Source organism: Flintibacter sp. P01028, from assembly GCF_041925235.1.
Taxonomy (GTDB): domain Bacteria; phylum Bacillota; class Clostridia; order Oscillospirales; family Oscillospiraceae; genus Lawsonibacter; species Lawsonibacter aceti.
Genome location: NZ_JBHEVC010000002.1, coordinates 11,654 through 38,441, shown reverse-complemented (window position 1 = coordinate 38,441; position 26,788 = coordinate 11,654). Strand labels below are relative to the sequence as shown.

Below are 26,788 nucleotides of genomic sequence, written 5' to 3'. Positions count from 1 at the left end.
ATTCTCCCCGATATTGTACCAGAGTTGAACGAAAATAGCAAGGTAAAATAGAACTTATGTTCTCATTTGTCCAATGGGAGCCGGATGACCACCAGGCACCCTCCCCCTTCGGCATTTCCAATGAACAGCTGTCCCTCATGCCGAACCACAATCTCCTCACACACCGCCAGACCGATACCGGAACCCCGTGCTTTAGAGCTGCCTTTATAGAATTTATTTTTAATAAATGGCAGCTCTCCCTCCGGGATACCGGGTCCATAGTCCCGGATGCGGATGACGGCTTCCTCCCCCTCCCGGGCGATAGACACATCAATGCGCTTTCCAGAACCTCCATGCTTGGCGGCGTTGTCCAGCAGATTACAGAACACTTGCCGCAGCCGGTGGGGGTCACCGGAGATCGGCAGCATTTCCTCCGGGCAGTCTGTGTACTCCAGTGCGATCCCCTCTCTACGGAAGAACTCGGTATAGGTATACACCGCGTCCTCCAGCTCTGCCTTCAGATCCAGGGGCTCCACCGACAGGGTAAAGCGGCCGTCAGAAATACGGGAGAACTCCAGCAGCTCCTCCACCATATTGGTCAGCCGCCTGGCTTCGGACAGGATGATCTCCATTCCTTTCTTCATATCCTCCGGGTCCCGCAGCTCGCCGCTCTGCATGGTTTCAGCCCAGCCGGTGATGGCGGTCAGGGGGGTACGCAGCTCATGGGACACCGAGGAGATGAACTCACTCTGGGTCTTTTCCGACTGGCGTATCTTCAGGGACATATCGTTGATGGTGTCGGTCAGCTCCCCGATCTCGTCGTCAAATTTCTTCTCGATCTGGACTCCATAGCTTCCGTCCGCAATGAGTCTGGCCGTTTCCGTGATGCTGGCCAGAGGCTCCACAATGGAGCGCACAAAATAGAGGTTGGAGAAATAGACCATGGCAAAAATGGCCAGAGCGACCACCGTGATGAGGGACACTGTCAGGATGAACTGGCGGTCGATACCTGACATGGAGGTGACATAGCGGATCAGCCCCTCGGTATGGCCCTGATAGACCACTGGGCTGCAGGCGGCAGCGATGCGCTCCCCCGTACTCGGGTCCCGCCCAATCCACGGTGTCGTCTCCTGATCCTCCAGCGCCCCCTGGATATCCGGCGTATCCGGCGTAGTTCCGGCCGCCAAGTCATTTCCTGAATAAAGAACGGCCCCCGTCTCGTCCAGGAACTGGAGCTCCAGCAGCCCCTTTTCCTCGTATTCGCTGACTGTGCGCTGGGCCACGGTACTATACTCACTGCTGGTATAGTTGCGGAAGCTGTACGCCGTGGAACTGGCCCGGCTCATCAGATCGTCGGTAGTGCCTGTATAATAGTAACTCCGCAGGCTGGCAATGAAGGTGCCCAGGGCCAGAGCTAAAATCAACAGCACTACGCCGACGCTGTTCAGCAGCCAGCGCCGACGAATGCCTCTTATCTTACCCTTATCGTGAAGTTCCATCTTTTTTGCCACTGGAGCACCTCCTTTCCCGTTTTCTGTCCCCTTATGGAGCGGTGGCAACAGTTCTTTTTCAGCATCAGCTTCCTTACGAATAGCCGCAGCCCCAGACCGTATTGACAAACACCGGCTTTGGGGCGTTGCTTTCCCATAGAGCAGGTACCCAGAAGTAAATTCCGCCTTCGGAAATTCTCCAGCCCCCTGGGACTAAGAATTTATGGCCGGCCCCGTTGAGCGGGGAGGACAACGCCCAAACGCCGTCAGGCTTAACTGCCCCACTTATAGCCGTAGCCCCAGACCGTATTGACAAACACCGGTTTTTGGGCGTTATCCTCAATCTTGATCCGCAGGCGGCGGATGTTCACGTCCACAATCTTCAGCTCCCCAAAGTAGTCTTTTCCCCACACAGTATCCAGGATCTCTTCACGGGACAGGGCCTTTCCTGGGTTCTCCATAAACAGCTTGACGATGGAATACTCCACCTGGGTCAGCTTTACCTTCTGCCCATCCTTTTCCAGTGTCCGGTTCCTAGTGTTGAGCAGGAAGGGTGGATCGCTAATCTCATCAGGGCTGGCCGCCGTCTCATCCCCGCCTGTACGGCGAAATAGGGCGTCCACACGCGCGGTAAGCTCCGCCGGGGAGAAGGGCTTGGTCACATAGTCATCCGCTCCGGTCATAAGCCCGGTTACCTTGTCCATCTCCTGGGTCCGGGCAGTAAGCATGATAATGCCGATTTTGTTGTCCATGGCCCGGATACGGCGGCAGACCTCAAACCCGTCAATGTCAGGCAGCATGATATCCAGCAGGGCCACCTTAATCCCTGGATTGGCCTTCAGTGCGGCCAACGCCTCCTCGCCGGTTCCGGCCTCTATCGTCTGGTAGCCCGCCCGCTTCAAGTTGATGACCACGAAGCTGCGAATATTCTCCTCGTCCTCCAGGACCAAAATTTTTCTCATCTCTGTTTTCCTCCGTCGTCTGTCACTGGCTATACCAGTCTGCCTGGATCGTCCTGAAATACTCCAGCAGGCTGGTCTCGTCCAAGCCGCAGTCCCAGTCGCTGTCATAGAAGGCAGCGGAATAAATCACATTCTCCTCCTCCCGGAGAACGAACCGGCCCTCTCGTGTGGATCGGGCCGCCCGGTTCAGCCCGGTCAGCCGGTAAATGCTTAGGAAGGGCACAGGCTCCTTATCCTCGCCCTGCCAAAGAGAGAAAATAACCTCACGCTGGCCGATGACCTGGTCATTGCGGGAAATGGTAATCTTGCCCTCCCACTCCTGTGGGATGACCAGATACCAAGAATCAGTCACATTGTGATAGGTGGTCATCACATGGTCCCGCTCCCCTGTTTCCTGATACTGATACCAGTCGATCAGCCAGAAATTGGTGGCGGCATTGTCTCCGTATACCGGCAGGCGGCTGGGAGAGGGCAGCTCTATCACATAGTCGCCGTTGATGTCAGTGGGGTCCACCTCAGTATAGCCCAGCATGACTTCCCGGCTTACCCCGGTCAGCGGATCCATTGTTAGATTGGTCAGCCGCCCATTCTGATAGGAGAGCACATCGATCACCCGCCGGCCGTCGGAAAGGGTGCTGGTCACATAGAGAGCCGGTGGATAGAACTCTCCTCCCAGGTAATTGGCTCGGATACGGGTCAGGGACACGATGCCGGCAGACAATGGTACGCTGCCCAAGCTGACCATGGCTCCATCTCTCCATCCGTAGACCTCCACATGGCTGCCCACGCCAGCGGAGTCAATACGGACCACTGCTACCTCGCTCCTGGTGTCCCGGTCAATATCCAGCAGACGGTAACCACTGGAGAAGGAGGAGCCCTCCGTAGCGGCACTGCACCGAGTCAGCAGCAGTTCAGTAGCCAGCAGCTCCGCCCGCTCGGCAGGAGCCGCGCCCCATACCGTGGGGCCGGCCTCCGCAGCCTCCGTTCCTCCGGACACTGGAAGCATCAGCTCGTCCAGAGTATAGACACCCAGCTGATATACGCCAGTGCTGATCTGCCAGTTGACCACCAGCTCCTTATATCCGCTGCCGTTCAGGTCCACATAGTCTATGGAATAGATGGCCGAGCCGTCCCCCTCTACCACAGCGGACACCCGGTATTCCTCTCCTATCTGGGTAAAGATAAATATTTTAATGGACTTCTCAATACTGGGGATACGCAGGAAGGTGATCGCGCTCTCCCGGGTCCCATCCCCGTCCAAATCCTGGAGCTGGATGGTGGCAGTATTGTCGCCTGCCAGGATGACTGCTGTTTCCGCACTGGCATCAAACTCCATTTCCAGGGCGGTGCGCACCTCCTGAATGACTGCGTTCAGCTTCTCATAGCCGGCTGACTTCTCCGGCTGGCGGTAGAGGTCCTGGGGAGACTGGAACAGGCAGCCGGACAGCAGCAGCATCAGCGCCGCCGGAAAGAGTATCTTATACCATTTTCTCCTCATGCCCTCCACTCTCCTCTCATTTCAGCCTTCTGCCGCTTCCCATAAAAATCCTATTTATCATCATACCACAAACCCGGTAAAAAGGATATACTTTTTTATTGGTTTTCTAAGCTGGCAGCGGCGGATGTCCTTGGGAGCTCGCTCTCCGGTACGGCTTCCCTCTTATATGCAGCCGGTATGGATATAAAAGCAGACCGCCCGCGAGATGCGGGCGGTCTGTCAGTTTACCCTCAATTCGCCTGGGGCAAGGTGATACACGCTTTGAACAGGTCCCCATCCACCTTCAGCTGGAAAATGCCCCCCTGAAGCTCAGTCAGGCTTCGGGCGATGGACAGTCCCAAGCCGGAACCCTCGGTGGTGCGGGACTCATCCCCCCGGACAAACCGCTCCATCAGACGCTCCGGCGCCACGTTCAGCGCCTCTCGGGAGATATTCTTCACCGATAGGACCACCTGTCCGTGCCCCCGCTCCAGGTCCAGGTAGATTCGGGTGCCCTCCATGGCATATTTGGCACAGTTGGACAGCAGATTATCGATGACCCGCCACAGATGACGTCCGTCAGCATAGACCCAGGTTTCCCCATCCTGAAGATTCCTTACCACGGTCAGATGGCGGGCGGCCAGCTTCTCCTCCCACTCCCCTAGGGCCTGGTCAATCAACTGGACCATACCGATCTTCTCCCGGCTGACGGACAGCACGCCGGTAGACGCCTTGGACGCCTCCACCAGATCCTCCGTCAGCTTCTTCAGCCGCTGGGATTTGCGGTCCAGCACCTCAATGTATTCCTGGGCCTTGGGGTCGGTCTGCTCCGTAGTTTTTAACAGGTTGACATAATTTATAATGGAGGTGAGCGGCGTCTTCAAGTCGTGGGACACGTTGGTAATCAGCTCCGCCTTAAATCGCTCGCTTTTCATCTTCTCATCCACAGCACTGGACAGGCCCACCGAGATGTTATTCAGGTCCTCGGCCTGGAGACGCAGGTCATGGAACATCCTGTTGGTGTCGATCTGATGCTCCAAGTCCCCTGCGGCGATAGCCCGGCTCCCTTTTCGCAGGCGGTGGAACCCGATGGCCCACCAGGCCAGAAAGAGGAACACCACACCGTTGAGGCCAAACCACAGCAGCCCCGCCAGGCCGTTGTAGCGGGCCGAGGTAAACAGCATGACATTGGCAAAGAAATAGATCAAAAAGCCCAGGAGCACCTTCCAGATGAAGGGCAGGTTGACAATCAGCTCGTGGACAGTGCGCACTGTCCACCCGACCACCCTGCACAGCAGGGTGGTCCGCGCCAACGCCCCGGCCTTAACTCGGACCACCAGGGTACGCAGCGCCAGACAGATGACCCCGACCAGCGCCGCTGTGAGCAGGGAGAGGGCCAAATATATGACCCAGAGCACCCACTGCTCCTCCTGGGAATAGAAATGGACTTGCACGATGAATTGGTACAGGTAGTCCCCAAAATAGAGGCCTCCGGCGGCCAGGGCGGTCCCCACAGTCAACAGGAAAAACCAATGGAACTCCAGGAATATCTTATCCTGCCAGGAGAGTATGATCTCCTCTTTTCCCTCCTTATGTCCCGCCGACCACAGCAGAAATAGCAGGCACAGCAGACTGGCCGCCATCAGGGACAGAGCGGCGGTACACCGGGGGCGGAAGCTCTCTAGGGCCTGGTCAAAGCTGGTGGATAGCTGGTAAAATTCGTCTGCCCGGCTCTCATCCACGTTCAGTGGGAGCCCGCACTCAATGACCATCTGTTCCACGGCGCTCTTGCCCTCAAGCTCCGCCTCACCCGGCACCTGCTCGCTCCCCTGTCCCGACACGCCGATTGAGAATACATAATCATTTTCACTGTTATAGAGGTCGTATTCTTCCTGTGTAAAATGCTCGCCCACCACAAAGGTGGAGTACCACACGGAGGACACCGTCGCAGAGAGAGTCTCCCCCTCCTTCAGATTGGTGGCCAGGACCTGGCCGCCGTCGGCGGTCTTGACCTGAAACCGAAACCAGGTGCTTTCAGCGTCCATCCGCTCCTCCAGCTCCTCCAAGCTCTCCTGGATAGACTGGACAGCCAGATAAGACAGGCTCTCCCCATTTCGTTCCAGCTGGATGGCATCCGCCACCCCGCCGGCCAGCTGGCCCTCTCGGTCTCGCAGCAAAACATAGTAGATACCCGTCTGCTGCCAGTTCTCGGCACCCACGCAGGACAGAGCGGTCAGTGCCCTGTATCCGAACCAGCTACTAGAAAAAGCAAGGGCCAGCATCAGAAAGGCAGCCGTCAGTTTAGCCCATGGGCTCTTCCGTACCGCTTCCATTCAGGCCCCTCCCTTCTCCATCTTGTAGCCCAGCCCCCACACCACCTTCAGCCAGCGGGGGTCCGCCGGGTCGATCTCGATCTTCTCCCTCAGATGGCGGATATGGACGGCTACCGTGTTCTCCGATCCGTAGGCCGGATCGTTCCATACCTGCTCATAGATTTGGGCGGAGGAGAATACCTGGCCGGGGTGGGAGATCAGCAGCTTTAAAATATTGTATTCAATGGGCGTCAGCGCCACGGGCTCTCCATCCACTGTGACCCGTTTGGCACTGTCATCCATGGACACCGGGCCAACGGTGATGAGGCCAGTGCTCTTTTCTGAACCTCCCAGGCTGGTATAGCGCCGCAGCTGACTCTTGACCCGGGCTATGACCTCCAGGGGGTTAAAGGGCTTTGTGATATAGTCGTCCGCCCCGATGTTTAACCCCAGTATCTTATCTGTGTCCTCGCTCTTGGCCGTCAGCAGAATAATGGGCACATTGTTCTCCTCCCGCAGCTTGGCTGTGGCTCGAATCCCGTCCAGCTCCGGCATCATGATGTCCATCAGGATCAGATGGATCTCCCTCTGCTCCACAGCCTTGAGCGCCTCTCTCCCATTATAGGCCTTGACCGTCTGATAGCCCTCACTGGTCAAATAGATATCCAGCGCCGACACAATGTCCCTGTCATCATCGCAGATCAGGATAGTATACATGGTCCCTCTCCTCCCGCTTTCCGTGCTTGTTGCTCTAAGGATAACATACAGAGTTTAAGTTGCAAGTGGGAAAATATTAAGAAGTGCTTAAATTGAGCAGAACAGGGGGCGGACCAGCAAAGCCAGTCCACCCCCTGCTGTTCTTTTTTAAGACGCCTTCTCCCTCGCTTCGTCCCCGGATCGTCTTCTTCCGCCGCGCCTCCGCCGCCGGCCGCCCAGCGCCTTGCAGGAATGGAGTTGACCCTTCATGGCCTCGGAGTATGCCTGGATGGTGGCATCCGTCAGAGGTGGGAGGGACAGCCTGCCCCGGAACAGCCCGTCCTCCCCAGGGCTCATCACAAACCGAACCAAGAATCTGCCGTGTTCGCGGCAGGGGAAGGTACCGAAATAGACTCCCTCCCGTCTGGAGCGCCACTGGATGACCCAACCTTTCTCCCCGCAAAGTGGGCAGCTCATCAGACGGCTGGTCCGGCTATTCAGTCCGCTCCTGGCCGTTTGAAATGGCCCGATCTCGCGGCTGCTCCCCTCCGGTTCAGAGGTCCAGGTAAATTTTTTTACCCAAGCGGGCGACGACAGCTCGTCGATAGCCGCCGGGGAGATCCACTGGCTGACCACCGCCGTATAGACGCAGTCGTTCAGCGCGTTGTGAAATTCAAAGGGCGCTGGAACGCCGCAGTATTCCACCGCCCGGTACAGAGCCACGCTCTGGCCTGTGCCCACAGTGATGGAGAACGCGCGCTGGAGGTCCCACACCTTTTTTGACAGGTCGGCCTCCATCTTCCAGTACCGGCAGTTCTGGGCCAGCACCTCCATATCGCCGCTGCCCCAGGCGCCAAATTCCCGCTCGTCGCCGCACCAATCCAGGAAGGCTCCCATGGCCTCTGGAAAGGTGGTCTCCGAATCCAGGGACCGCCGCAGCTCCGGCAGATACCTGGCCATCTGTTTCATCTTCTTGTGGACGCGGGGCCGGATAAAGGCACAAAAGGTATCTGTAATGGGGCCACCCAGCCGGTCTACCCGCACCGCGCCGATCTGGAGGACCTCGTCTAAAACGGTCTTGTCATATCCCTGGTTCCACTCCAGGTCCAAAATGATCATCCTGTCACCTGCCTGTATCTTCTGTATACGACCATACCACATCCTCCTGGAAACGTCAATGGATATCCATGGTTCACCCGTCCCGCGCCTTCGACAAGGCGGCGCGAAAAACCACCCCGGCGGCCAGCGCATAGAATGACCGGGGGTGGTTGTATTGGGTCAACTTTTCCGCGGCGGCAGCCAGGAGCTGCTGGCCATAGCCGTCATACTGGCCCTACTCCTGGCCCAGGACCAGGACAGCGGCCAGTTAGGCCGTATGTCCGCTTTTTTTACCGTGCTGGGAGATATCCTGGCCCTTTTCGCCCTCCAGCCCGACCTTGTAGAGCGGTATCAGGGGCTCTGCTCCCTGCCGGCCAAGGAGTCGGACTGCCCAGCGGACAGGAGGCAGCACCTCATCGGCTGAAAAAGTCCTGGATCTCCTCCAGCCGGTCCACAGCGTCCTGATAGCCGGCCGCCCACAGCAGCCGCAGCTTCTCCGTGTTCCGCTCTGTCCGTGAGACGCCCAGGGTGGAACGGGGCGCGATGACCAGAAGCCGGCCCTCCCGCTCCGCGCGGAAGAGCTCCTCCCGGTCCTGGTTATAGACCTGGGCCCGCTGTTCCATAGCCGCCACAAAATTGGGATATTCCCGGTACTTCTTCCGCACCAGGGGCAGCAGCTTATCTGGCCTGCGCCGGTATTCCCTGGGCCTGGTCAGCACCACCAGAACACGGTCGCAGCCCTGCTCCAGCGCCCTCCGCCATGGGATAGCGTCTCCAACACCGCCGTCCAGATAGGGCTGACCGTTGATATGATAGATGGGAAACATCAGGGGCATGGCGCAGGTAGCCTGGAGCACCAGGGACTCCCGGTCCTGCCGGGGGATCTCCAGATAGTCCGCCCCGCCGGTGTTCAGGTTGGTGACCACCGCCTCCGCCTTTCCGGGATAGGCCTGAAAGGCGTCGTAGTCAAAGGGGACCAGCTCGTTTGGGATAGTCTGATAGGAAAACTCCAGACCGAAATAACTCTGATTCTTCTTATCCGCCAGATTACGCATCCCCATGTAGCGCCGGTCGGGGGCAAAGCGAGTGACCACCTCCAGATTTCTGCGGGGCTGCCGGGACAGATAGCTGACGCCGTAGGCCGCCCCTGCCGACACCCCGATGAAATAGTCTGTCATGATACCGCCCTCCAGCAGGCCGTCGCACACCCCGCTGGAAAAAATGGCACGGAGGGCCCCGCCCTCCAGGACCAGTCCTGTTTTCATAGGTTTTCCTTTCTTGACATACTAAGAGATAAGAGCATTATACCCCCTATCTCCCGTCCTTTGCAATCGAATTGACAAAAAACTCTGCCGGGGGTATGATTTTTAATATCAGGCAACTGGGACAGGCAGTGCCTATCCTTGGCTGCTTTGTATCATTTTGAATGGAGAAAGGTTGGTCATCATGGCCCGTATCTATACTGGAATCGAGCCGCTGGTGGGAGGAACACCTCTCCTGGCACTGACACGCTACGGAAAAGCCCACCACTTCACCGCCACTGTTCTGGCGAAATTGGAATACCTTAACCCAGCCGGCTCTGCTAAGGACCGGGTGGGGCTGTCCCTCATTCTGGACGCGGAGGAACGGGGTCTGCTCAAGCCAGGCGCCACCATTATCGAACCCACCTCTGGCAACACTGGCATTGGTCTAGCCTGTATCGCTGCCGCACGGGGATACAAGGTCATTTTAACCATGCCGGATACCATGAGCGCAGAGCGGCGGTCCATGCTGGCGGCCTATGGTGCCCAGCTCGTCCTCACTCCTGGTGCCCAAGGGATGCAGGGAGCGGTGGGAAAAGCTCAGGAGCTGGCCGCCTCGATCCCCGGCAGCTTTATCCCCGGCCAGTTTGAAAATCCAGCCAATCCCCGTGCCCACTACCAGACCACCGGGCCGGAGATCTGGCGTGACACAGATGGAAACGTGGATATTTTTGTAGCCACTGTTGGGACGGGTGGGACTTTGTCCGGTACTGGCCGGTATTTGAAGGAGCAAGATCCCAATATCAAGGTAGTAGCGGTGGAACCTGACGCCTCTCCCCTGCTGTCCGGGGGCCAAGCCGGCCCTCACGGCATACAGGGCATTGGGGCCAATTTTATTCCCCAGACCCTGGATCGTTCTGTCTACGACCAGGTTATCCGTGTAAGGGATCAGGACGCCTTCCAGGCTGGGCGGGAGCTTGTCCGGACCGAGGGAGTGCTGGCCGGCATCTCCTCCGGCGCCGCCCTGTGGGCGGCGGGAGAGCTGGCCCGACTGGAGGAGAACCGCGGGAAGACCATCGTGGTCCTCCTGCCCGACTCTGGGGACCGATATCTCTCCTCCCCCATGTTTGCAGACTGACCGGAGCTCCCCGCATCCGTTGCTGGATGCGGGGAGCTTTGTCTAAAAGGCAGGATCTTTTCTGGTAATTTCTGTGTTCGCATAATTTGGCTCCAATGGCAAAAGAATAGGGATACACCTAATTTTGAAGGAGGTATCCCATGAATCGCTTTCATCCGTTCCGCCGGGTCATGGCTCCCATCCTAGCCCTGGCTCTGGCCTTTACCCTGTCCCTTCCCGCCTCCGCTTTCTTCTGGAATAAAAAGGAGAGCGCCGCTGTCAACGACTTCTCCAAAAACGGGCTTATCGGCACCATCATCTCCTTCTCTCTGGAGGACTTCGCGGTCACCGGAGATAAGAAGACCCAGCTGACTGCCATCACCATCGAGAGCCTGCCTGACCCCGGCGCTGGCACACTAGTCATCGGCGGCCAGCCCCTCCAGGTAGGCACTGTGGTAGACTGTACCGCTCTGGACGGGCTCCGGTTCCAGAGCTCTCCTGTCCCCACCGTGACCACCACCACCTTTACCTTCACCCCCAGCCTCGCCCCCACGCAGGACTGCGGGCCCGTTACCGTCACCTTGTACCTTCTGGACCAGGAAAATCAGGCCCCAATCGCTCGGAATATGGAGCTATCCACCTATAAAAACGTGGCCATCACCGGATATTTCGACGCCGTGGACAGCGAGGGGGACGCCCTGTCCTTCCAGCTCACCTCCACCCCCGCCCGGGGCGCTGTGACTCTGGCAGAGGACGGCTCCAGCCAGTTCGTGTATACCCCCTATGAGAACAAGACAGGGAGCGATTCCTTCACTTATGTAGCCGTAGACCCCGCTGGCAACACCTCCGCGGAGGCCAAGATCACTGTCCACATCGAAAAGGCCGACACCAAGGTGACTTATGCCGACATGGAGGGGAATCCCGCCCATAAGGCTGCGATTCGCCTGGCCGAGGAGGGCATCTATGTGGGCCAGTATATGAACGGCCACTACTTCTTCGACCCCAAGCAGCCCGTCAGCCGGGCCCAGTTCTTGACCATGGCCATGGCCGTGTCTGGTCTGGAAGCCATGGAGGACGTAACACTCACCGGCTTCTCTGACGACAGCGCCATCCCCACCTGGGCCAAGGGCTCTGTTTCCGCGGCTCTGAAGGCCGGCACCATCCAGGGCTCCAAAGATGAGAGCGGCGCCCCCGTCTTTGGGGCGGATACCCCGATCACTCGTGCCGAGGCCACAGTGATGCTAAACAACCTGCTGGACGTGACTGATGTGCCCGTAGAGGTATTTTCTTCTGACAGCCAGGGTCACTGGGCCTCCCAGGCCGCGGCCAACCTAGCCTCCTCCGGCGTCATCCGAATGGAGAGCACCGGCGCCGCAGCTCTATCCAATCAGCTGACCCGGGCCGAGGCGGCCGAGATGCTGGACGGGGCCATGGATGTGCTGGCTGACCGGGAGGACGGCTGGCTGCCCTGGTGAAGCTAAGTCTCCATTCGCCCCCGCTTCGCCGTGATCCCCTGACTCAGACAAAGCAGCGCCGCTGGAAGCTTCCTTCCAGCGGCGCTGTTTCATTTTGTTCTCAATCCTCGTCAGCCGCGGCGTCATAGATAGGCCGGGAGCCGGTGCTCCCCGCCTGGGGCACAGCAGACGCTCCAGCGGCAGCCCGGAAGCTGGCCCGAGACTTCTTGATCTCATCATAGGCGGCAGCCACTGCCTCCTCCGTACGACGCAGCACATCTTCGCAGTACTCGTTGGCCGACCGCTTCAGATCCCGGCTTCGCTCCTCAGTCTCCCGCTTCAGATCGTTGGCCTTCTGCTTGGCCTGGAGGGTGATGACATCCTCCGCCAGCAGCTGGCGCGCCTTATCCTCCGCCGCCTTGCGGATGGAGTCGGCCTCGCGTTTTGCGGAGGCGACCAATTCAGCCCGGTTGGCCATCATCTTTCTGGCCTCAGACAGCTCTACCGGGAACTGGCTTCGGATATCGTCGATCAGATCCAGCGCCCGGTCCCGTTCGATCATACACTTATCACCGGAGAGAGGGACGTTCTTCGCCTCGTCAATCATCTCAAAGAGCATATCCAGCAATTCTTCTACTCCGCTTGCCATGCCATTACCCTTCCTTTCTTTCCATCTGCCCCATGCGCTGGTTCACATCGTTGACGATCTCTCTGGGGACGAAGTCCGCCAGATTGGCTCCGTAGCGGGCCATCTCCTTCACGATGGTAGAGCTGAGGTAAGTATATTTTTCACTGGAGGCCAAAAACATGGTCTCCAACTTGGGATTCAGCTTGCGGTTAATGACCGCCATCTGGACCTCCTGCTCAAAATCCGATACCGCCCGCAGGCCCTTGACCACCACATGAGCCCGACGGCGCTTGGCGTATTCCGCCAACAGCTCGTTGGAGAAATCCACCTCTACATTGGGGAAACGGGCGGTGGAGCGGCGCAGCAATTCCACCCGCTCCTCCGGGGTGAACATCCCCTGTTTTTTGGAATTGACCATGACGCACACGATCAGCTTGTCAAAGCAGGCGGCAGCCCGCTTGATGATATTCAGGTGCCCCAGAGTCACTGGATCAAAACTGCCGGGATAGATGGCAGTACTCATCGTCTATCACTCCCCGCCCGGCGGCAGACTGTCAGCCTGATCTTGCCGTAGCGATACTCTCTCCCCCGTTCATAGGGGGGCGGCAGGGCGGGCAGCTCCCGTTCCGCCGCACTTTCACAGATTATTATACCATGTTCCCGAAGAATGTCAAACTCTGTGATCCGCTCCACGCTCTTTTCCAGCAGCTCCGTGTGGTAAGGCGGGTCCAACAGGATCACATCAAATTTTTCCCCGCAGGAGGAAAGGAAGGACAGGGCGTCCCCTTGGACTACCCGAGACCGCTCACTCAGGCCGGTCAGCCTCAGGTTCTCCCGAATCAGGGCGGCGGCCTCCTTTCTCATGTCCACAAAGGTACAGTGGTCCGCACCCCTTGACAGGGCCTCGATGCCCAGCTGACCAGTTCCGCCAAAGAGATCCAGCACCCTTCTGCCCTCAATCTCGAACTGGATGATATTGAATAGGGACTCCTTGACCTTATCTGTGGTGGGGCGGGTATCCATCCCCTGAAGCTCCTTCAGTCTTCTGCCTCTAGCCGAGCCGGAGATTACACGCATGGTTTTTCTTCCTTTCCTTTGCCGTACTTGGACAATGTTTCAGGCTTCTGATCCATTTTCTTCCAGAGCCTGTCTAGTATCCACATCCTCAAGTTCCCGTGGGGTGTCCACCTGGATTCGCTGACACCGTTCCCCACAGGCCTCCAGGACAGCCCGTCCACCCCGGTCGCCGGTGAGATCCAATAATTGGGGTATCAGCTCCGCTGAAAAGAGGGTGGGATTGCCTACCCTATCTCCCCAGGCGGCGGTGGCGGCCAGCAGTCCGGGCCGGGCCGCATCCAGCAGTCGGGACACAGTCCCCGCCCCCAGCCAGGGCTGGTCCGCCACGGCAAACAGCAAAAAATCCTCTGGAGCGAATCCATCCAAAGCTTGGATAGCGCTCTTTATTGTAAAGGATAATCCCTTGTCACTTTCAGGGCTATCCACAACCCTGGCGCCTAACGCGGCGGCCATCTCCCGAATCTCCAGATAACTGGAGACCACGGTCAAGGTACAGTCTTCCCGTCTTTGGATCAAATCAGCCAGCATATCCAGGCCATATCTATAAAGTGATTTTCCTTTCCAGTTGTAGAGCAGCTTGTTGCTTCCAAACCGGCGGCCGCTGCCTGCGGCCAGATAGAGGATGTGTTTACTCATCCCGGCCAAGGAGCACCTTTTCCGGCGTGATGGGCAGGGAGTGGTGCCGCAGGCCGGTGGCCCGGTACACGGCATGGGCGATAGCTGGGGCCGGCGTATTGATGACGATCTCCCCAATTGACTTTGCGCCAAAGGGGCCAGTCTGCTCATAGCTGGATTCAAATTCCACCTGAAGCCTGCCCATATCCAGACGGGTTGGGATCTTATAGCGCATGAGGGAATCCTCCCGGATACGCCCCTCCCTGTTGTAGGTCACATCCTCAAACAGTGCCATGCCAATCCCCTGAACAATGCCCCCCTCGGTCTGGACTCTGGCCAGATTGGGGTTGATGGGCGTGCCGCAGTCCACCACGGCCGTATAGTTTAAAACCTTTACAGCTCCAGTTTCTTTGTCCACCTCCACCTCGGCCATGCCTACCATAAAGGGCGGCGGCGAGATGGGGGAGGAGTGGGAAACCGTGGTCTGGACCGCTGTTCCGTTTCCGCACATGGACTTGGTAGCGATATCAAAGAGGGATACCTGGGCGGATCCGTCCAACCGACGCACCGCCTTCCTGGCGTACTCCACTTCCTCTCTGGGGCAGTCCAGCAGCTCCGCCCCAATGGCGCAAAGCCGCTCTTTTAACTCGGCACAGGCTTTCTCCACAGCCTTTCCGGTGACATAGGTGGTGCTGGAGGCATAGGAGCCGGAATCATAGGGGGAGGCGTCGGAGTCAGCGCCAAAGACAGCTACTTCATCCACCTCGCACTCCATACACTCGGCGGCCATCTGGGCCAATATAGTATCGCACCCAGTCCCCATGTCCGCGGCGCCGATGGTCAGGTTAAAAAATCCCTCGTCACTCAGCTTGATAGTGGCGGAGCCCACGTCCACCCCAGAGATTCCGGACCCCTGCATGGCCATGGCTACGCCTGCCGCCCGAATCTTTCCGCCGCCCAAATCCCGGACGGGGTACTTCTCCTCCCAGTGGAACAGCTCCTTACAGCGGGTCATGCACCGGTCCAGGGCGCAGGCGTCCGCCCGCTCGTTATAATAGGCGGGCATGACCTGCCCCTGGCGGACCATATTCTTCTCCCGCAGGGCCACCGGGTCCACCCCAAGCCGGTCGGCCAGCTCGTTCACCGCCGACTCCACAGCAAAGATGCCCTGAGTGGCCCCATAACCCCGGTAGGCCCCGGCAGACTGGACATTGGTGTACACCACGTCATAAGCGAAGCGGAAGGCCTCCAGGCTGTTGGTATACAGGGGAATGGATTTGTGGCCGGACAGACCCACTGTGGTAGGGCCGTGCTCACCGTAGGCCCCGGTATTGGATAAGGTATACACATCCAGGGCCCGGATGGTCCCATCCAGGCTGGCTCCCAAGCGCACCTTGATCTCCATCTCGTGGCGGGGAGAGCCGGCAGTCTGGCACTCCTGCCGGGTATAGATCATCTTGGCCGGCCGGCCCGTCTTCCAGGTGACCAGAGCGGGGTATACCTCGGCCACCACCGTCTGCTTGGCCCCGAAGCCGCCGCCGATGCGGGGCTTCTCCACATGGATCTTGGACTTTGGGATATCCAGAGCGTTGGCCAGAATACGCCTGACATGGAATACGATTTGAGTGGAGCTGACGACATGGAGCCGGCCATAGGGGTCCATCTCCGTATAGGTGCGGAAGGTCTCCATCATGGCCTGCTGGCAGGCTTTGGTGTGATAGGTCCCCTCTACCACGATATCACACTGGGCGAGCACCTGGTCCACATCCCCGTCCTGGCAGCTCTCGCTGGCGCACAGGTTGCGGCGGTTGTCCGCCCCCACAGGGCACAGGGACCGCCAGTCCTCCTCAGGGTGGACCAGGATCATGTTGTCCTTGGCGGTGTGGTAGTCCAGTACAGGCTGGAGGACCTGGTAGCGAACCCGAATGCGCTTCAGCGCCCGGTCCACCGCCCCTTCGTCCTCCCCGGCCACGATGGCCACAGCGTCTCCCACAAAGCGCACTCGCCGGTCCAAAATGAGACGGTCGTAGGGGGAGGGCTCTGGATAGGTCTGTCCGGCCATCGTGAACCGCTTTTGGGGCACATCCTTATAGGTAAAGATGGCAGCCACGCCGGGAATGCTCTCGGCGTTTTCCGTGTCGATCTCCTCAATTAGAGCGTGGGCGTGGGGGCTACGCAGCACCTTGACCACCAGACAGTTCCGTGGCGTCACGTCGTCCACATAGGCGGGCTTGCCCAGGAGGAGGGCCATGGCGTCCTTTTTCCTGACCCCCTTGCCCACGATCTTAAGCTCCTGCTGGTCCATCACGCCTTCCCTCCCTTTCTGCTGTCCAGATAGGCCCGGATGCCCCGCAGTTGCCCCTCATAGCCGGAACAGCGGCACAGGTTGCCCGCCAAAAATGTCCGTATCTCCTGGTCCGTGGGGTCCGGATTCTCCCGGAGCAGGGCAATGGTATTGACAACAAAGCCGGGATTGCAGAAGCCGCACTGCTCGGCGCCCTGGTCGGCAATGTAGGTGACAAACGCCTCCGCCTCCCTCTGAAGGCCCTCCAGGGTCTGGACCGTCCGGCCATCCGCTCTGGCCGCCAGTACGCTGCAGGACAAAACCGGTCTGCCGTCCAGCAGCACTGTACAGGCGCCGCAGTTGCTGGTCTCGCATCCCCGCTTCACACTGTAGCAGCCCTGGTCCCGCAAAAAATCCAGCAGCAGCGTATCCGGCCGCACCGAAGCGCTGACAGCCCTTCCATTTAGATTCAGGTTGATCTCCATATGTCACTCCACCCCTTCCAGCTTCAGCAGTCCCCGGCGGACCAAAACCGGACAGAGCGCCCTTCGGCTCTCTTCGCTGCCCAGGGCGTTTCCCCCTAGCTTCACTCGCTGGGACAGTTCAAGGGCGAATGCCTGGGCGATTTCCCGGGTAATACCTCCGGCCAGCAGGCCTCTCTCATCGCTATAGGTCCGGGCCACCATAGGACGGGCGCCCACCGCCACCCGATATTCCTCCTCCCGGCGGACAATGGCGCAGGCGAGGAGAGGAAAATCAGTGGCGCTGTTTCGCTGGGACAGGTATACCGCCCCTGTCACACCTTTGGGGACAATGACTTTGGTAAGGATGTCCCTGGAAATATGACTCTCACAGAAGTCAGCCAGCGGCATCACTCCGGCGTGATACAGCTCCACGTGGGCCCCCAGGGCCATCAGAATGGTCAGGACATCGGAAAAGCCGAAGCGTCCAAAGACGCTTCCTCCCACAGTGGCACAGTTCCGGAACTGTACCCCCACGATATGCTCCACGCTGTTAGAGATGGCCCCCCCTGTCAGTTCGTTGAGCCCAGGGTGTTTCTCCAGCTCCCGCAGGGACACCATGGCCCCTATCTCAAAGGCGTCCTCCCTCTCCGTGATCTGGTCCAGCCCTAGGCCGCACAGATCAATGGCGGCGCCCACCTTTCTGTCCTGCATCTTCAGCCAGAGCATTCCCCCCAGCACCACGTTATTGCGCTTCTGACACAGCTCATAGGCCTCCTTCAGACTTTGGGCCTTGACATACCGGTCGATGGTCAGCAAAGCGTTCCCCTCCATATCTTGATCGGCACAGATGTCCGTCATAATCCACGGGATGCCGCAGCGGCACAGCCAAATTGGCTCTTGCCTGGCGGCATCATCATTCAGCGGCTATTATACCATCCTTTTTCTCCTTTGACAAACAAAAAACGACGCCCTATTAAAGGGCGCCGCTTCCCGTTCAATCGGGCAGACAGTAAAACCTGCCCTCCGCCTCCCGGCGGACACGGATGGAGGGATACAGCCTTCTCAATGCCGCCTGGAGTTCCTCCTCCCTCCGTTCGGCCACTATAATATCGTCCACCAGCCTTCCTCCGTCCAGCAGGAGCAGCCGGTGACAGCGGTCCAAGGCCAGAGCCGGGTCATGGAGGACCATCAGGGCGCACTTTTCCCCCTCCACCATCTGAGTGATCCGGTCAAAGAGCAGGGCGGTATTGTCAAAGTCCAAGGCAGTGTTGGGCTCGTCCAGCAGCAGGATTGGGGCGTCCTGGGCTGCCAATCGTGCCAACTGGACTAGCTGGCGTTGTCCCTCGCTGAGTTGGGCACAGTCCCGGTCCAGCAGGTGATCCACTTCAAACTGGGCCGCCGCCGCCCGAACTCGTTCCCGCTCCTCTCTGTCTCCCCCGGAGAGGGGACCCGTCCAAGGGTAACGGCCCATGGCGATAACCTCCCCCACCAACAGACCGGGAAGCAGCCGTGCCCTCTGGGGGAGCAGCGCCACCTTCCGGGCCTTCCGCCTCGGGTCCCAGCCGGCACAGTCCTGTCCATCTAGGAGTACAGTCCCCTCCATCACCTTGGCCCCGCCAGTCAGGCCTCGGAGCAGAGTGGTTTTTCCACACCCATTTCTCCCTAGGACAGCGGCCAGCTCCCCCTTGCGGATAGAGAAAGAGATGTTCTGGACCACCGGCCTTTGATAGCCTGCGCTGAGGTCCCGTACCTCCAGCAGCTTATCCATCCCGGCCTCCTCTCTGCCCCACCAGCAGGGCCAGCAGTACCGGCACACCAAAACATACTGTCCAGATGCTCAAAGGCAGCTCTCCCCCACCAGCTAGGCTTCGGGCCAACAAATCGGCGGCCAGCAGGATATCTCCTCCCACCAAGGCGCACAGCGGCAGATAGGGGCCGCCCCGCCGGCCCAGCAGAAGGAAGGCGATGTGGGGGGCAATCAGCCCCACAAAGGCCACCACCCCGGCCACTGACACCACCGCCGCCACCATCAGCGTGGTCAGACCAAGCAACAGACTCCGCCACGGTCCAGGGGCAAGGCCCATGGTCCGGGCGCTCTCCTCCCCCATGGAGAGGATGAGCAACCGCTGCCGGAACAGAAAGATGAGAAGGGCCGGGATAAGGATGGCAGCCGCCGCAGGCCACACCTTATCCGCCGTCATAGCGGCCAGGCTGCCCATGGTCCAAAACTCAATGGCGGCCAGCTCTCCCTCCGGGTCAGCCACAGTCTTCAGCACCATCAACCCGGCATCCGCCGCCGAGGAGATGATGACCCCCGCCAAGATATAGGTCCCTGTCCGCTCCAACCCGGCCCAGCGCACCAGGGCCAGGACCAGGACCAGCGAGGCCATTCCCATCAGGAAGGCTCCCCCCATGATCTGGGCGGAGGTTCCGGCCCCCAGCACAATAGCGCAGGCCGCTCCCAAGGAAGCCCCTGAGGCTACCCCTGTCAGGTCCGGGGAGGCCAGAGGATTGCCGAACAGCGTCTGATAGACTCCGCCAGCCAGACCCAGGGCCCCGCCGGCCAGCAGCCCCATCCACACCCGCGGCAGACGGAGTGTCCACAGCACCTGGGCCTGGGTGGTCCCCTTCCGTCCCCCAGCGAGGATGTCCCATATTTCATTGGAAGAAAGGGGGAAGCTGCCCACCTGTACCGAAACTAGGACCAGAGCCGCCATTAGGACGGCTGCTATCCCCAGGGCCTTCCCACTCCGACCAAACCGTTTCACAGGCCGCATCCCCCTCCTTTCGTTACTTGGTGATCAGGCTCCCATCCAGTTGAAAGCCGTAGAAGGTCTGATAGAAGTCCTGCGCGTCGGCCACAAAGTCCGCAAAGGGATAAACGTCCTCATGGAGGACGCTGGTCAGCCACATTGTGCCCAGAATGCCGGAGGGGATGGGAGAGTCCCACTCCTCAATGCCGCTGGGCATGGCGTAGACCGCGCCGCTCTGGACCGCTGGAAGGGAGGCCAACTGGGGATTCCCTAGAATATCCTCAGCCGTATACTCCGCTCCCGCTGGGATAATGACCACCTCCGGCGCCATGGCCAAGACGCTCTCATAGGATACTTCGGCCCAGTAGTCCCCCTCCAGGCCAGCGGCCACATTGGTCCCTCCGGCGCCCTCGATCAGAGAGCTCTGATACATAGCGTCCGGGGCGGCGGTAAGGTAGGAGGAGTTCCCCGCCAGATAGACCAGCGGCCTCTCCGTCCCCTCGGTGAGCTGGGCCATCCGGTCCAGCTGTTCCTCATAGTAGTTTGTCAGCTGGGCCGCCCGGTCCTCAACCCCGCAGGCCTGCCCCAGCAGCTCCAGCATAGTCACTAGTCCTTCATGGGTTTCAGGCTCCACGACCATCACCGGAAGGCCCAGCTCCTCCAGGGTATCCGCATAGTCCATCAGCTTCTTTGGCATGACCACCAGATCCGGAGCCAGAGCGGCCACCGCCTCTACATCCAGTTCTTTCATGGTGCCCACCTGGGGCTTTTCCAGCAAGGCAGAGGCCGCCATATGATAGATTGGACGGGTATCCGCCTTTTTTTCCAGACCTACCACCCGGTCGGCTACGCCCAGAGCAATCGCCGCGTAAGTGGTCACATAATAGCAGCTTACCACCGTCTGGGCCGGACCCTCCAGTTCTACCTGCCGCCCGGCCTGGTCCGTAAAGGCGACTATCCCCTCCTGCCCGCCGCTTTGGACCTCAGCGGAGCCAGTGGCCGCCCCCTGGCTCCCACTGGAAGCCGCGGGGCCGTTCTTCTGGCCACAGGCGGCCAAGGAAAGGGTCATCACAGCTGCAATGGCCAGTGCCAGCAGCCGCTTTTGAAAGTTTATCTTCATCTCTCTATCCCTCTTTATCTTTTGTCGATCTCTGGTCGGCAAATGCCGAGCGTTATTCTAACACAAGAATATCCCTTTGTCAAAAACACCCCTGCCCGTCGGGCAGGGGTGCTCTCAGCTACTGAAAATATTGTGCAAACGCCTTTTGGGCCGCCTGCTCTACTTGGGCGCACATGGCCTCATACCGCTCCAGCAGATCCCTGCCTTCCGGGGTAAGTACGGAGCCTCCTCCTTTGGGGCCGCCGGACTGGCGGTCCAGCAGGGTAAAGCCCCACTCCTTTTCCAGCTTACGCAGCAGGGTCCACGCTTTGGAGTAAGACATCCCCATGGCCTCCGCCGCCTGGTGAAGAGAACCGCCCTCCTCCACACCGCGGAGCAGCCGCATGGGGCCGGGGCCAAAGCTCTTGTCCTGCCGGTAGAGCCTCACGGTCAGATGATAGCGCAGATGCTCCATTTCTTACCCCCTTAAAATTCGATCCCAGGGCGAGCCTGTGTCCCGCGGTCAAAGGGGTGGCTGTGGCAGACCATCTCTGTTGAGTAGTGGGCCGCCTCCTTCATCCAATCCGCGGGCTCCCGGCCAGTAAGCACTACCTCACAATGCTCCGGCCGGCCCAATACAGCCTGACGGAGCATTTCCCGGTCTACCGCGCCAAGCTGCCAGGCCGCACAGGCCTCGTCCAGGATCAGCAGGTCACAGGGGACCTGGAGAGCCTGATGAAGCAGTCTGGTCTGCGCCTGCGCCAGTTCTTTTCGCTCCGCCTCCGACATCTGGAAGAAGAACCGATCTCCAGCCGCCCCAGAGTATATCCTGGCCCCCAACCGCTCTAAAGGGGACAGTTCCCCGCTCATTCCCCCTTTTAAGAACTGGACTACGGTGACTCCCATACCTTTTCCAAGGGCCCGGAGGGCCAGCCCCATAGCCGCTGTCGTTTTTCCTTTTCCCGTTCCCCAGTAAAGGTGGACCATTCCCCGCTCCATGCTTGTCCCTCCCCATTTCCGCCTGCCTCCAAAAAGCCTTCTCCGCTCCGGAAAGGGCTAAAGCGCCGTTCGCGGCACAGGCATCTTGATATCAGATTGATTTAACTACATTTTCTGAGAAAAATCAAGCTTTGTGACCGGCCGGCTGGGAACAAGGCCATCCCTCTCCTGTCTGTATCTTGTTGGAGTCCATGTTTCCTTATGAATACCGGCCCCTCCCCCGGCGCTTTTTTCCCTCGTCCGCGTACTCATAGCTGGCCAGCTCATCTGTCCGGTCGAACATCAACTTTCCCCGCTCCCACAGGCGGTAGCGGACGGTGGCGCAGAGGCTCTCGTGGATGGTCCGCTCCATCTGTCCGGAAACAGGGGCCCGGAGGGGCTGTCCGCTCTCCCGGACCAGATCCACTGATAATTCCAAATCTCCCTGTCTTAGACGCGCCCCCTCTTTACCCCACTGGACTACTTTTACTCCCTGGTAGGTGGCCATCCGGTAAGATCTGCCTCCGAACCATATCTGACAGATACAGCCGGTAAACCCTCCCACCAGAATAGGGATGTGGGCAATAGAGAGCATGATGCTCCCCTTCTGGCGCTCTTGCCAGCAGCACTGCGTCCACAGGTAGGTCCTGGGGAACGACCTCCCCCTGTCCCCCTCGATATATCCCGTTCCATGGGAGAAATCCAAATACCGCCCGTTCAGGCAGAGCAGCCCCTCCAACGGGTGGGCCATACTCAGCACCGTGTGGACGCACTCCATGGCCGGCACCCGTCGAAAGGGGCCCATAATGTCTGACTCCAGCCTGGTAAACGGGCCGTAACGCAGCTCTCCTTTCAGGGAAAAATCCCCTTCCTCCAAATCCACATAGACTCCGTCCTGGGAAAACCAGTTTCCGCTGACTCGAACCTTAAACTGGTCCGCCCATGCCTGAAACGCCCGTTCTGGGAAAGAGAATATTCTAGTCTGGTCCGCAGTGATCACCTGGATGGTGGCAGAGCGTTCCCCGCCGCGCCGCTGGTGAATCGCCGGGATCAGGGCCAACTCCCCCTCCGGGCCCTGATGCTTTAGATACCAGCCCTCAAAATAGGCCCCACGCCGGCCCGGACCATGGTAGTATTCCATGCTCTCTCCACCTTTTACTCTGTTTAAGATCCATTCCCCCATAGTATATCCCCGCGGGAACAAAATATCAGCGGGACAGGAACCACGCCCCGTCCCGCCAAAGACCTATTCCATTTGAAAGTCCGCCAGATTCTCTTTGGTCACTTTCTGGTAGGAGAGCCAGACGTAGTGGTCCCCGGTCAGCTCCACAGTGTCCCCAGAGTCCTTCACACCGCTCAGTGCCAGTGTGAGGTCCAGCATCGCCCGTGCGATCCCCTCGGCGTCGTTGAGGACCGTGCCGTACAGCGTTCCCTCCGCTACGGCCTGAAGCGCCGGGGCGGTGGCGTCTACCCCCACCACCAGAGGCAGCTCCCAGTCCGTCTGTCCATAGGCGTCTATCGCGCCCAGCGCCATGTCGTCATTGTTGGCGATGACCGCCTCGATCTGGTCCCCAAATTCCTCCAGCCACTGGCCCATTTTTGTGGCGGCCGGCCCCCTCTTCCAGTTTCCGGTGTCGCTTCCCAGTTTCTCCAGCTCCACCCCAGCCTCTGACAACACCTGGATGGAATACTCGGTACGCAGCAGGGCGTCCTGGTGGCCCGGCTCTCCCTCCAGCATCACATACTGGAGGATACCGTCTCCGTTTTTATCCAGCCGCTCCCGGTCGGACAGCCATGCCTTCAGCACCAGTTGCCCCTGAAGGATGCCTCCCTCCTCCGCTCTGGCGCCCACATAGTAGAGCTGATCCCATCGCTCCATATCCTCCGCCACCGGCTGGCGGTTGAAGAAGATCAGGGGCACCCCGGCCTCCTCCGCCTTGTCAATGAGAACCGCCGCCGCGGTGCGGTCCACGATATTGACACACAGCACATCGCAGCCCCAGGTAATCAGCCGGTCCACCTGTTCCAGCTGGGTCGTCTGATTGCTCCTTCCATCAGCCACAGAGAGGTTGATCTTGATGTCCCTGGCCAGTTCCTCCTCCTGGGCGATCCGCTCCAGGTCCTGTACAATGGTGGAGATGAACGTGTCGTCTTGGGTATAGAGCGCCAGCCCCACCCGCAAGGTCTCTGTTTCCGCTCCCTTTTCTGGGCCGCAGCCAGACAGAGGCGCTATGGCTAGCAGGGCCAGCAGCAGGACGGCAACTCCTTTAAGATGTGACTGGGAAGAGTAATTTTTGGTTGTCCGGCTCATAGATGTCCTCCCCTCGGATCAGGAAAAAGGGCGGCGGCTTCATTTCGCTCCGCTCCCCCCTGGCCAGTTTGGCGGCTCCGTCCACCGCCAGATAGCCCGCGGCGTAGTCGCTCCAGGCGGCCACGGCGGACAGGGCGCCCTGATCCAGGGCCGCTACAACGGCGGCGGTCGCGCCTACGCCGTAGAGATCCGCCGAAAGCCCCTCCAGGCTTTTCACACTGGCGGCCGCTTCCGTGGCCGCCGGCTCAAACGTCATCATCTGGGCAGGGCTCAACTGCCTAAGCAGCTCGGGCAGCCGGCTCGCCAGGCTGTCTACAGAGACTGTCTCAACCTGTGTCTCCACCCCAGCCCCGGCCAAGAAATCTTTGGCCGCCGCCAGGCGCTGGGCCACAGCGGTACAGTGGGGAGCGGTGTCAAGCAAAAGCACCGTTCCACCCTTCCAATCCTCCAGTGCCGCCTGGGCCAGACTGGCCCCCATCTCAGCATTGGGGACTACCACGCTCAAATCAGCCCCCTCCAGCGGGGATTCCAATGTGACCACCGGAACGTCCCTGTCCAACTCCCCCAGGCTTTTCTCCAGCGCCGCCGGGTCCGCGGGGGCGACCACCAGAGCGTCCGCGCCCTGCTCGATCTCCCGCTGTAACAGCTCCCACTGCTCCCTGCCGTCGTTGGCGGTGGCCAGGGTCAAAAACCGCAGTTCAGCCCCCAGCTCCCCGGCCGCCTGCTCCATCCCCATACGGGTGTTGGTCCAGAGGGAGCTGTCCTGCTCCCGAATGATGACCGATAGCTCCAGCGGCTGTGGACGCCTGTGCAGTCCAGACATCTGAGGCAGCAGAAGGGTGAGGGCCACAGCGGCTCCCAGAGCTGTCAGGATGGCCAGCTGGATCAGCGCGCTTCTTCTCTTTTTCATGGCACGTCCTCCCGCTGGTACTGAGCCGCCCCGTCCTGATCCAGAGCGGGGAGGCGGATCCGCACAGTGGTCCCCTCGTCGGGTTCGCTGAATATGGTAAGCCCATATCTGTCTCCGAAGGTCAGCCTAATCCGCCGGTGGACATTCCGCACTCCAATCCCCGATCCGCTGGTGCGGATTTCGGGCCTGTCCTCATCCAGCAGAGAGGCGGCCACCTCTGGACGCATCCCCAGCCCGTTGTCCGCTACATCAATGACCAGGTCCTCCCCCTCCCGCCGGGCTGTGACGGTGATGAGGCCGTCGTCCTCCGCTGAGGCCATCCCGTGGTAGATGGCGTTCTCCAAGATAGGCTGTACAATAAGCTTCATGGTATATAGGCCATCGGTCCCAGGCAGGGCATTGATTTGCGTGGTAAATTTGTTTTTATAGCGTATTTGCTGGATATTCATATAGTGGCGGGCATGCTCCAACTCGTCCGCCAGGGGGATGATGCTCTTTCCTCGGCTGAGAGAGATGCGGAACAGCCGGGCCAGGGAGGTGACCATTTGGATGGCCTCCTCATAGCGGCCCGCCTCGGTCATCCAAATGACGGAATCCAGAGTGTTATAGAGGAAGTGGGGATTGATCTGGGACTGGAGGACCTCCAGCTCACTTCGGCGCTTCTGCCCCTCCTGCTCGATGATGTCGTCCATCAGGTGCCGCATGGTGGACACCATGGACCGGATCGAGTGGCCCAGGCGCTGCACCTCATAGCAACCTCCCTCCTCGATCTCCACCTCCTCCCTGCCCGCCTCCAGCTCCTTGATGGACTGCTCCAGACGGCGGATAGGATCCGAGATATGGGCAGATATCCGGAAATTCAAAAAGGCCATGAGGAAGATAGAGAACAACAGCAGGGACAGCCCAAAAAGGAATATCTGCCGGGAGTCGGAGACAAACCCTCCCTCCACCGGCACGACTCCCACCAGCTTCCAGCCGGTATAGCCTACGGTCTTTACGGTCACCTGGCGGCGTTGGCCCTGGAACTCCTCGCTGTGGGTGCCATCCCGGTAGCGTGCCGCTGCCTGGTTGTTCTCCTCCTGCAGCCCGGAATAGATGAGCTGCTGCCGGGGATGGTAGATCAGCTCGCCGCTGCCGTCAATGAGATACAGGTAGCCCCCATTGGGCAGCTCCACGTTGCGGCACACCTGTTCAATGCCAGCAAAGCCCATATCCACCAGCAGGACACCCCCCTCTGTGGCTCCGTCCCGGGTCAGCTGGACATAGCGGCTGAGGGAAACCACCCACTGGTAGTGGTAGTCCGGGTCCTCGAAGAGATCCTGGACATGTGGCGTAGAGAAATGGAGGTTCTCCTTCTTCTGAAGCGCCGAGAGGAACCAGCCCGTCTGCGTCAGGTCCGCTGGCTGTTTCAGGGCGCTTAACGGAACGGCGGACACCAACCCTCCCCGCAGGTCAAAGAGGGCGATGGACACCAGGGAGTCCCGGTCGTCCTCATATAACAGCTCCATGGGTGCGGTCAGGCTGTCCCGCCCCAGGTCCGCGCTCTTGATAACCCGGTAGTACATGGTGTCGGACACCCGCATCATAGAGCGGAGATAGCTGTCCAGATTCAAATTGACCTGAGCCAGCACCCGCTGGCTGTTCTCCGCCACCAGTTCCCCGGTGGCGGAAGAAAAGCGCCAAAACAGGCTCAGGCCCATAAAGATCATCCCCACCACCGCCACCGTGGTAAAGGAGAGGGAGATAACCATTTGGATGCTCATTTTCTGGTATCGCTGGGCCCAGCGGCTGGTAAACCGCTTTAATATAGAGGTCACTCTCCCCCTCCTCTCTTTTCGTTGAC

At 59.5% G+C, this 26,788-nt stretch carries 26 protein-coding genes; 3 read left to right on the top strand and 23 right to left on the bottom strand.

Translation table 11 applies throughout. The features are described from left to right. Nucleotides 1-62: 62 nt before the first annotated feature. From ACEVJK_RS04360 to ACEVJK_RS04335, 6 genes are all read right to left on the bottom strand, one after another. Nucleotides 63-1,490, bottom strand: a complete 1,428-nt coding sequence (locus ACEVJK_RS04360) for a cell wall metabolism sensor histidine kinase WalK (RefSeq protein ID WP_147571215.1) — start codon at nt 1,488-1,490, stop codon at nt 63-65. A 251-nt stretch (nt 1,491-1,741) separates the two neighbouring features. Next, entirely contained in the window at nt 1,742-2,431 is a 690-nt protein-coding gene (locus tag ACEVJK_RS04355) for a response regulator transcription factor (protein ID WP_147571216.1), read from the bottom strand. Between the two features lie 22 nt (nt 2,432-2,453). Then, nucleotides 2,454-3,929 carry a VCBS repeat-containing protein gene (locus ACEVJK_RS04350; RefSeq protein WP_240287862.1) on the bottom strand — a complete coding sequence of 492 codons (1,476 nt, stop codon included), beginning with the start codon at nt 3,927-3,929 and terminating at the stop codon, nt 2,454-2,456. A 230-nt stretch (nt 3,930-4,159) separates the two neighbouring features. Further along, nucleotides 4,160-6,241, bottom strand: coding sequence for a sensor histidine kinase KdpD (locus ACEVJK_RS04345; protein ID WP_147571218.1), 2,082 nt, complete (start codon nt 6,239-6,241; stop codon nt 4,160-4,162). Further along, nucleotides 6,242-6,937: a response regulator transcription factor gene (locus tag ACEVJK_RS04340; protein ID WP_147571219.1), complete on the bottom strand. Its 696-nt coding sequence runs from the start codon at nt 6,935-6,937 to the stop codon at nt 6,242-6,244. Nucleotides 6,938-7,084: 147 nt separating this feature from the next. After that, entirely contained in the window at nt 7,085-8,035 is a 951-nt protein-coding gene (locus tag ACEVJK_RS04335) for an exonuclease domain-containing protein (protein WP_374740068.1), read from the bottom strand. Between the two features lie 154 nt (nt 8,036-8,189). On the opposite strand from ACEVJK_RS04335, the gene ACEVJK_RS04330 reads away from it, so the two are divergent. Further along, complete coding sequence (locus ACEVJK_RS04330; protein ID WP_262669792.1) at nt 8,190-8,438, top strand: hypothetical protein; 249 nt, start codon at nt 8,190-8,192, stop codon at nt 8,436-8,438. Here ACEVJK_RS04330 and ACEVJK_RS04325 read toward each other — a convergent pair. Next, the gene (locus ACEVJK_RS04325; RefSeq protein ID WP_186852468.1) at nt 8,428-9,279 is read right to left on the bottom strand and encodes a patatin family protein; all 852 of its coding nucleotides are present in this window, start codon (nt 9,277-9,279) and stop codon (nt 8,428-8,430) included. The genes ACEVJK_RS04330 and ACEVJK_RS04325 overlap by 11 nt on opposite strands. A gap of 181 nt (nt 9,280-9,460) precedes the next feature. On the opposite strand from ACEVJK_RS04325, the gene cysK reads away from it, so the two are divergent. Together cysK and ACEVJK_RS04315 are read left to right on the top strand one after the other, a co-directional pair. Continuing rightward, nucleotides 9,461-10,393, top strand: coding sequence for a cysteine synthase A (cysK, locus tag ACEVJK_RS04320; RefSeq protein ID WP_240288907.1), 933 nt, complete (start codon nt 9,461-9,463; stop codon nt 10,391-10,393). Between the two features lie 140 nt (nt 10,394-10,533). Further along, a complete protein-coding gene (locus ACEVJK_RS04315) occupies nt 10,534-11,847 on the top strand; it encodes an Ig-like domain-containing protein (protein ID WP_262669793.1) in 1,314 nt (437 codons plus the stop codon). A 100-nt stretch (nt 11,848-11,947) separates the two neighbouring features. Here ACEVJK_RS04315 and ACEVJK_RS04310 read toward each other — a convergent pair whose 3' ends face one another. The 16 genes from ACEVJK_RS04310 to ACEVJK_RS04235 form a co-directional block, all read right to left on the bottom strand. Further along, entirely contained in the window at nt 11,948-12,475 is a 528-nt protein-coding gene (locus ACEVJK_RS04310) for a hypothetical protein (protein WP_147571224.1), read from the bottom strand. Between the two features lie 4 nt (nt 12,476-12,479). Next, a complete protein-coding gene (coaD, locus tag ACEVJK_RS04305) occupies nt 12,480-12,977 on the bottom strand; it encodes a pantetheine-phosphate adenylyltransferase (protein ID WP_186852466.1) in 498 nt (165 codons plus the stop codon). Then, a complete protein-coding gene (gene rsmD / locus ACEVJK_RS04300) occupies nt 12,974-13,567 on the bottom strand; it encodes a 16S rRNA (guanine(966)-N(2))-methyltransferase RsmD (protein ID WP_262669812.1) in 594 nt (197 codons plus the stop codon). The genes coaD and rsmD overlap by 4 nt, the downstream gene beginning before the upstream one ends. A gap of 3 nt (nt 13,568-13,570) precedes the next feature. Further along, a complete protein-coding gene (locus ACEVJK_RS04295) occupies nt 13,571-14,167 on the bottom strand; it encodes an NTP transferase domain-containing protein (RefSeq protein ID WP_262669794.1) in 597 nt (198 codons plus the stop codon). Beyond that, nucleotides 14,160-16,451, bottom strand: coding sequence for a xanthine dehydrogenase family protein molybdopterin-binding subunit (locus tag ACEVJK_RS04290; RefSeq protein ID WP_262669795.1), 2,292 nt, complete (start codon nt 16,449-16,451; stop codon nt 14,160-14,162). The genes ACEVJK_RS04295 and ACEVJK_RS04290 overlap by 8 nt, the downstream gene beginning before the upstream one ends. Further along, complete coding sequence (locus tag ACEVJK_RS04285) at nt 16,451-16,915, bottom strand: (2Fe-2S)-binding protein (RefSeq protein ID WP_147571228.1); 465 nt, start codon at nt 16,913-16,915, stop codon at nt 16,451-16,453. Before ACEVJK_RS04285 ends, ACEVJK_RS04290 begins: the two co-directional genes overlap by 1 nt. A 3-nt stretch (nt 16,916-16,918) precedes the next feature. Continuing rightward, nucleotides 16,919-17,710 carry a xanthine dehydrogenase family protein subunit M gene (locus ACEVJK_RS04280; protein ID WP_374740065.1) on the bottom strand — a complete coding sequence of 264 codons (792 nt, stop codon included), beginning with the start codon at nt 17,708-17,710 and terminating at the stop codon, nt 16,919-16,921. 178 nt (nt 17,711-17,888) lie between these two features. Then, on the bottom strand, nt 17,889-18,662 hold the full coding sequence (locus ACEVJK_RS04275; RefSeq protein WP_374740064.1) for an ABC transporter ATP-binding protein: 774 nt from the start codon (nt 18,660-18,662) through the stop codon (nt 17,889-17,891). Beyond that, nucleotides 18,655-19,662, bottom strand: coding sequence for an iron ABC transporter permease (locus tag ACEVJK_RS04270; protein WP_240287874.1), 1,008 nt, complete (start codon nt 19,660-19,662; stop codon nt 18,655-18,657). Before ACEVJK_RS04270 ends, ACEVJK_RS04275 begins: the two co-directional genes overlap by 8 nt. 22 nt (nt 19,663-19,684) lie before the next feature. Further along, nucleotides 19,685-20,767, bottom strand: a complete 1,083-nt coding sequence (locus ACEVJK_RS04265) for an ABC transporter substrate-binding protein (protein WP_374740063.1) — start codon at nt 20,765-20,767, stop codon at nt 19,685-19,687. 118 nt (nt 20,768-20,885) lie between these two features. Then, complete coding sequence (locus ACEVJK_RS04260) at nt 20,886-21,221, bottom strand: winged helix-turn-helix domain-containing protein (RefSeq protein WP_186852461.1); 336 nt, start codon at nt 21,219-21,221, stop codon at nt 20,886-20,888. Nucleotides 21,222-21,232: 11 nt separating this feature from the next. Next, nucleotides 21,233-21,745, bottom strand: coding sequence for a cob(I)yrinic acid a,c-diamide adenosyltransferase (locus tag ACEVJK_RS04255; protein ID WP_186852460.1), 513 nt, complete (start codon nt 21,743-21,745; stop codon nt 21,233-21,235). A 199-nt stretch (nt 21,746-21,944) separates the two neighbouring features. Further along, nucleotides 21,945-22,865: a tocopherol cyclase family protein gene (locus tag ACEVJK_RS04250; RefSeq protein WP_186852459.1), complete on the bottom strand. Its 921-nt coding sequence runs from the start codon at nt 22,863-22,865 to the stop codon at nt 21,945-21,947. A 105-nt stretch (nt 22,866-22,970) separates the two neighbouring features. Continuing rightward, complete coding sequence (locus ACEVJK_RS04245; RefSeq protein WP_147571233.1) at nt 22,971-24,035, bottom strand: galactose ABC transporter substrate-binding protein; 1,065 nt, start codon at nt 24,033-24,035, stop codon at nt 22,971-22,973. Next, nucleotides 23,992-24,945, bottom strand: a complete 954-nt coding sequence (locus ACEVJK_RS04240; protein WP_374740062.1) for a sugar ABC transporter substrate-binding protein — start codon at nt 24,943-24,945, stop codon at nt 23,992-23,994. The genes ACEVJK_RS04245 and ACEVJK_RS04240 overlap by 44 nt, the downstream gene beginning before the upstream one ends. Continuing rightward, nucleotides 24,942-26,708: a sensor histidine kinase gene (locus ACEVJK_RS04235; RefSeq protein ID WP_147571684.1), complete on the bottom strand. Its 1,767-nt coding sequence runs from the start codon at nt 26,706-26,708 to the stop codon at nt 24,942-24,944. Before ACEVJK_RS04235 ends, ACEVJK_RS04240 begins: the two co-directional genes overlap by 4 nt. Nucleotides 26,709-26,788: the final 80 nt, after the last annotated feature.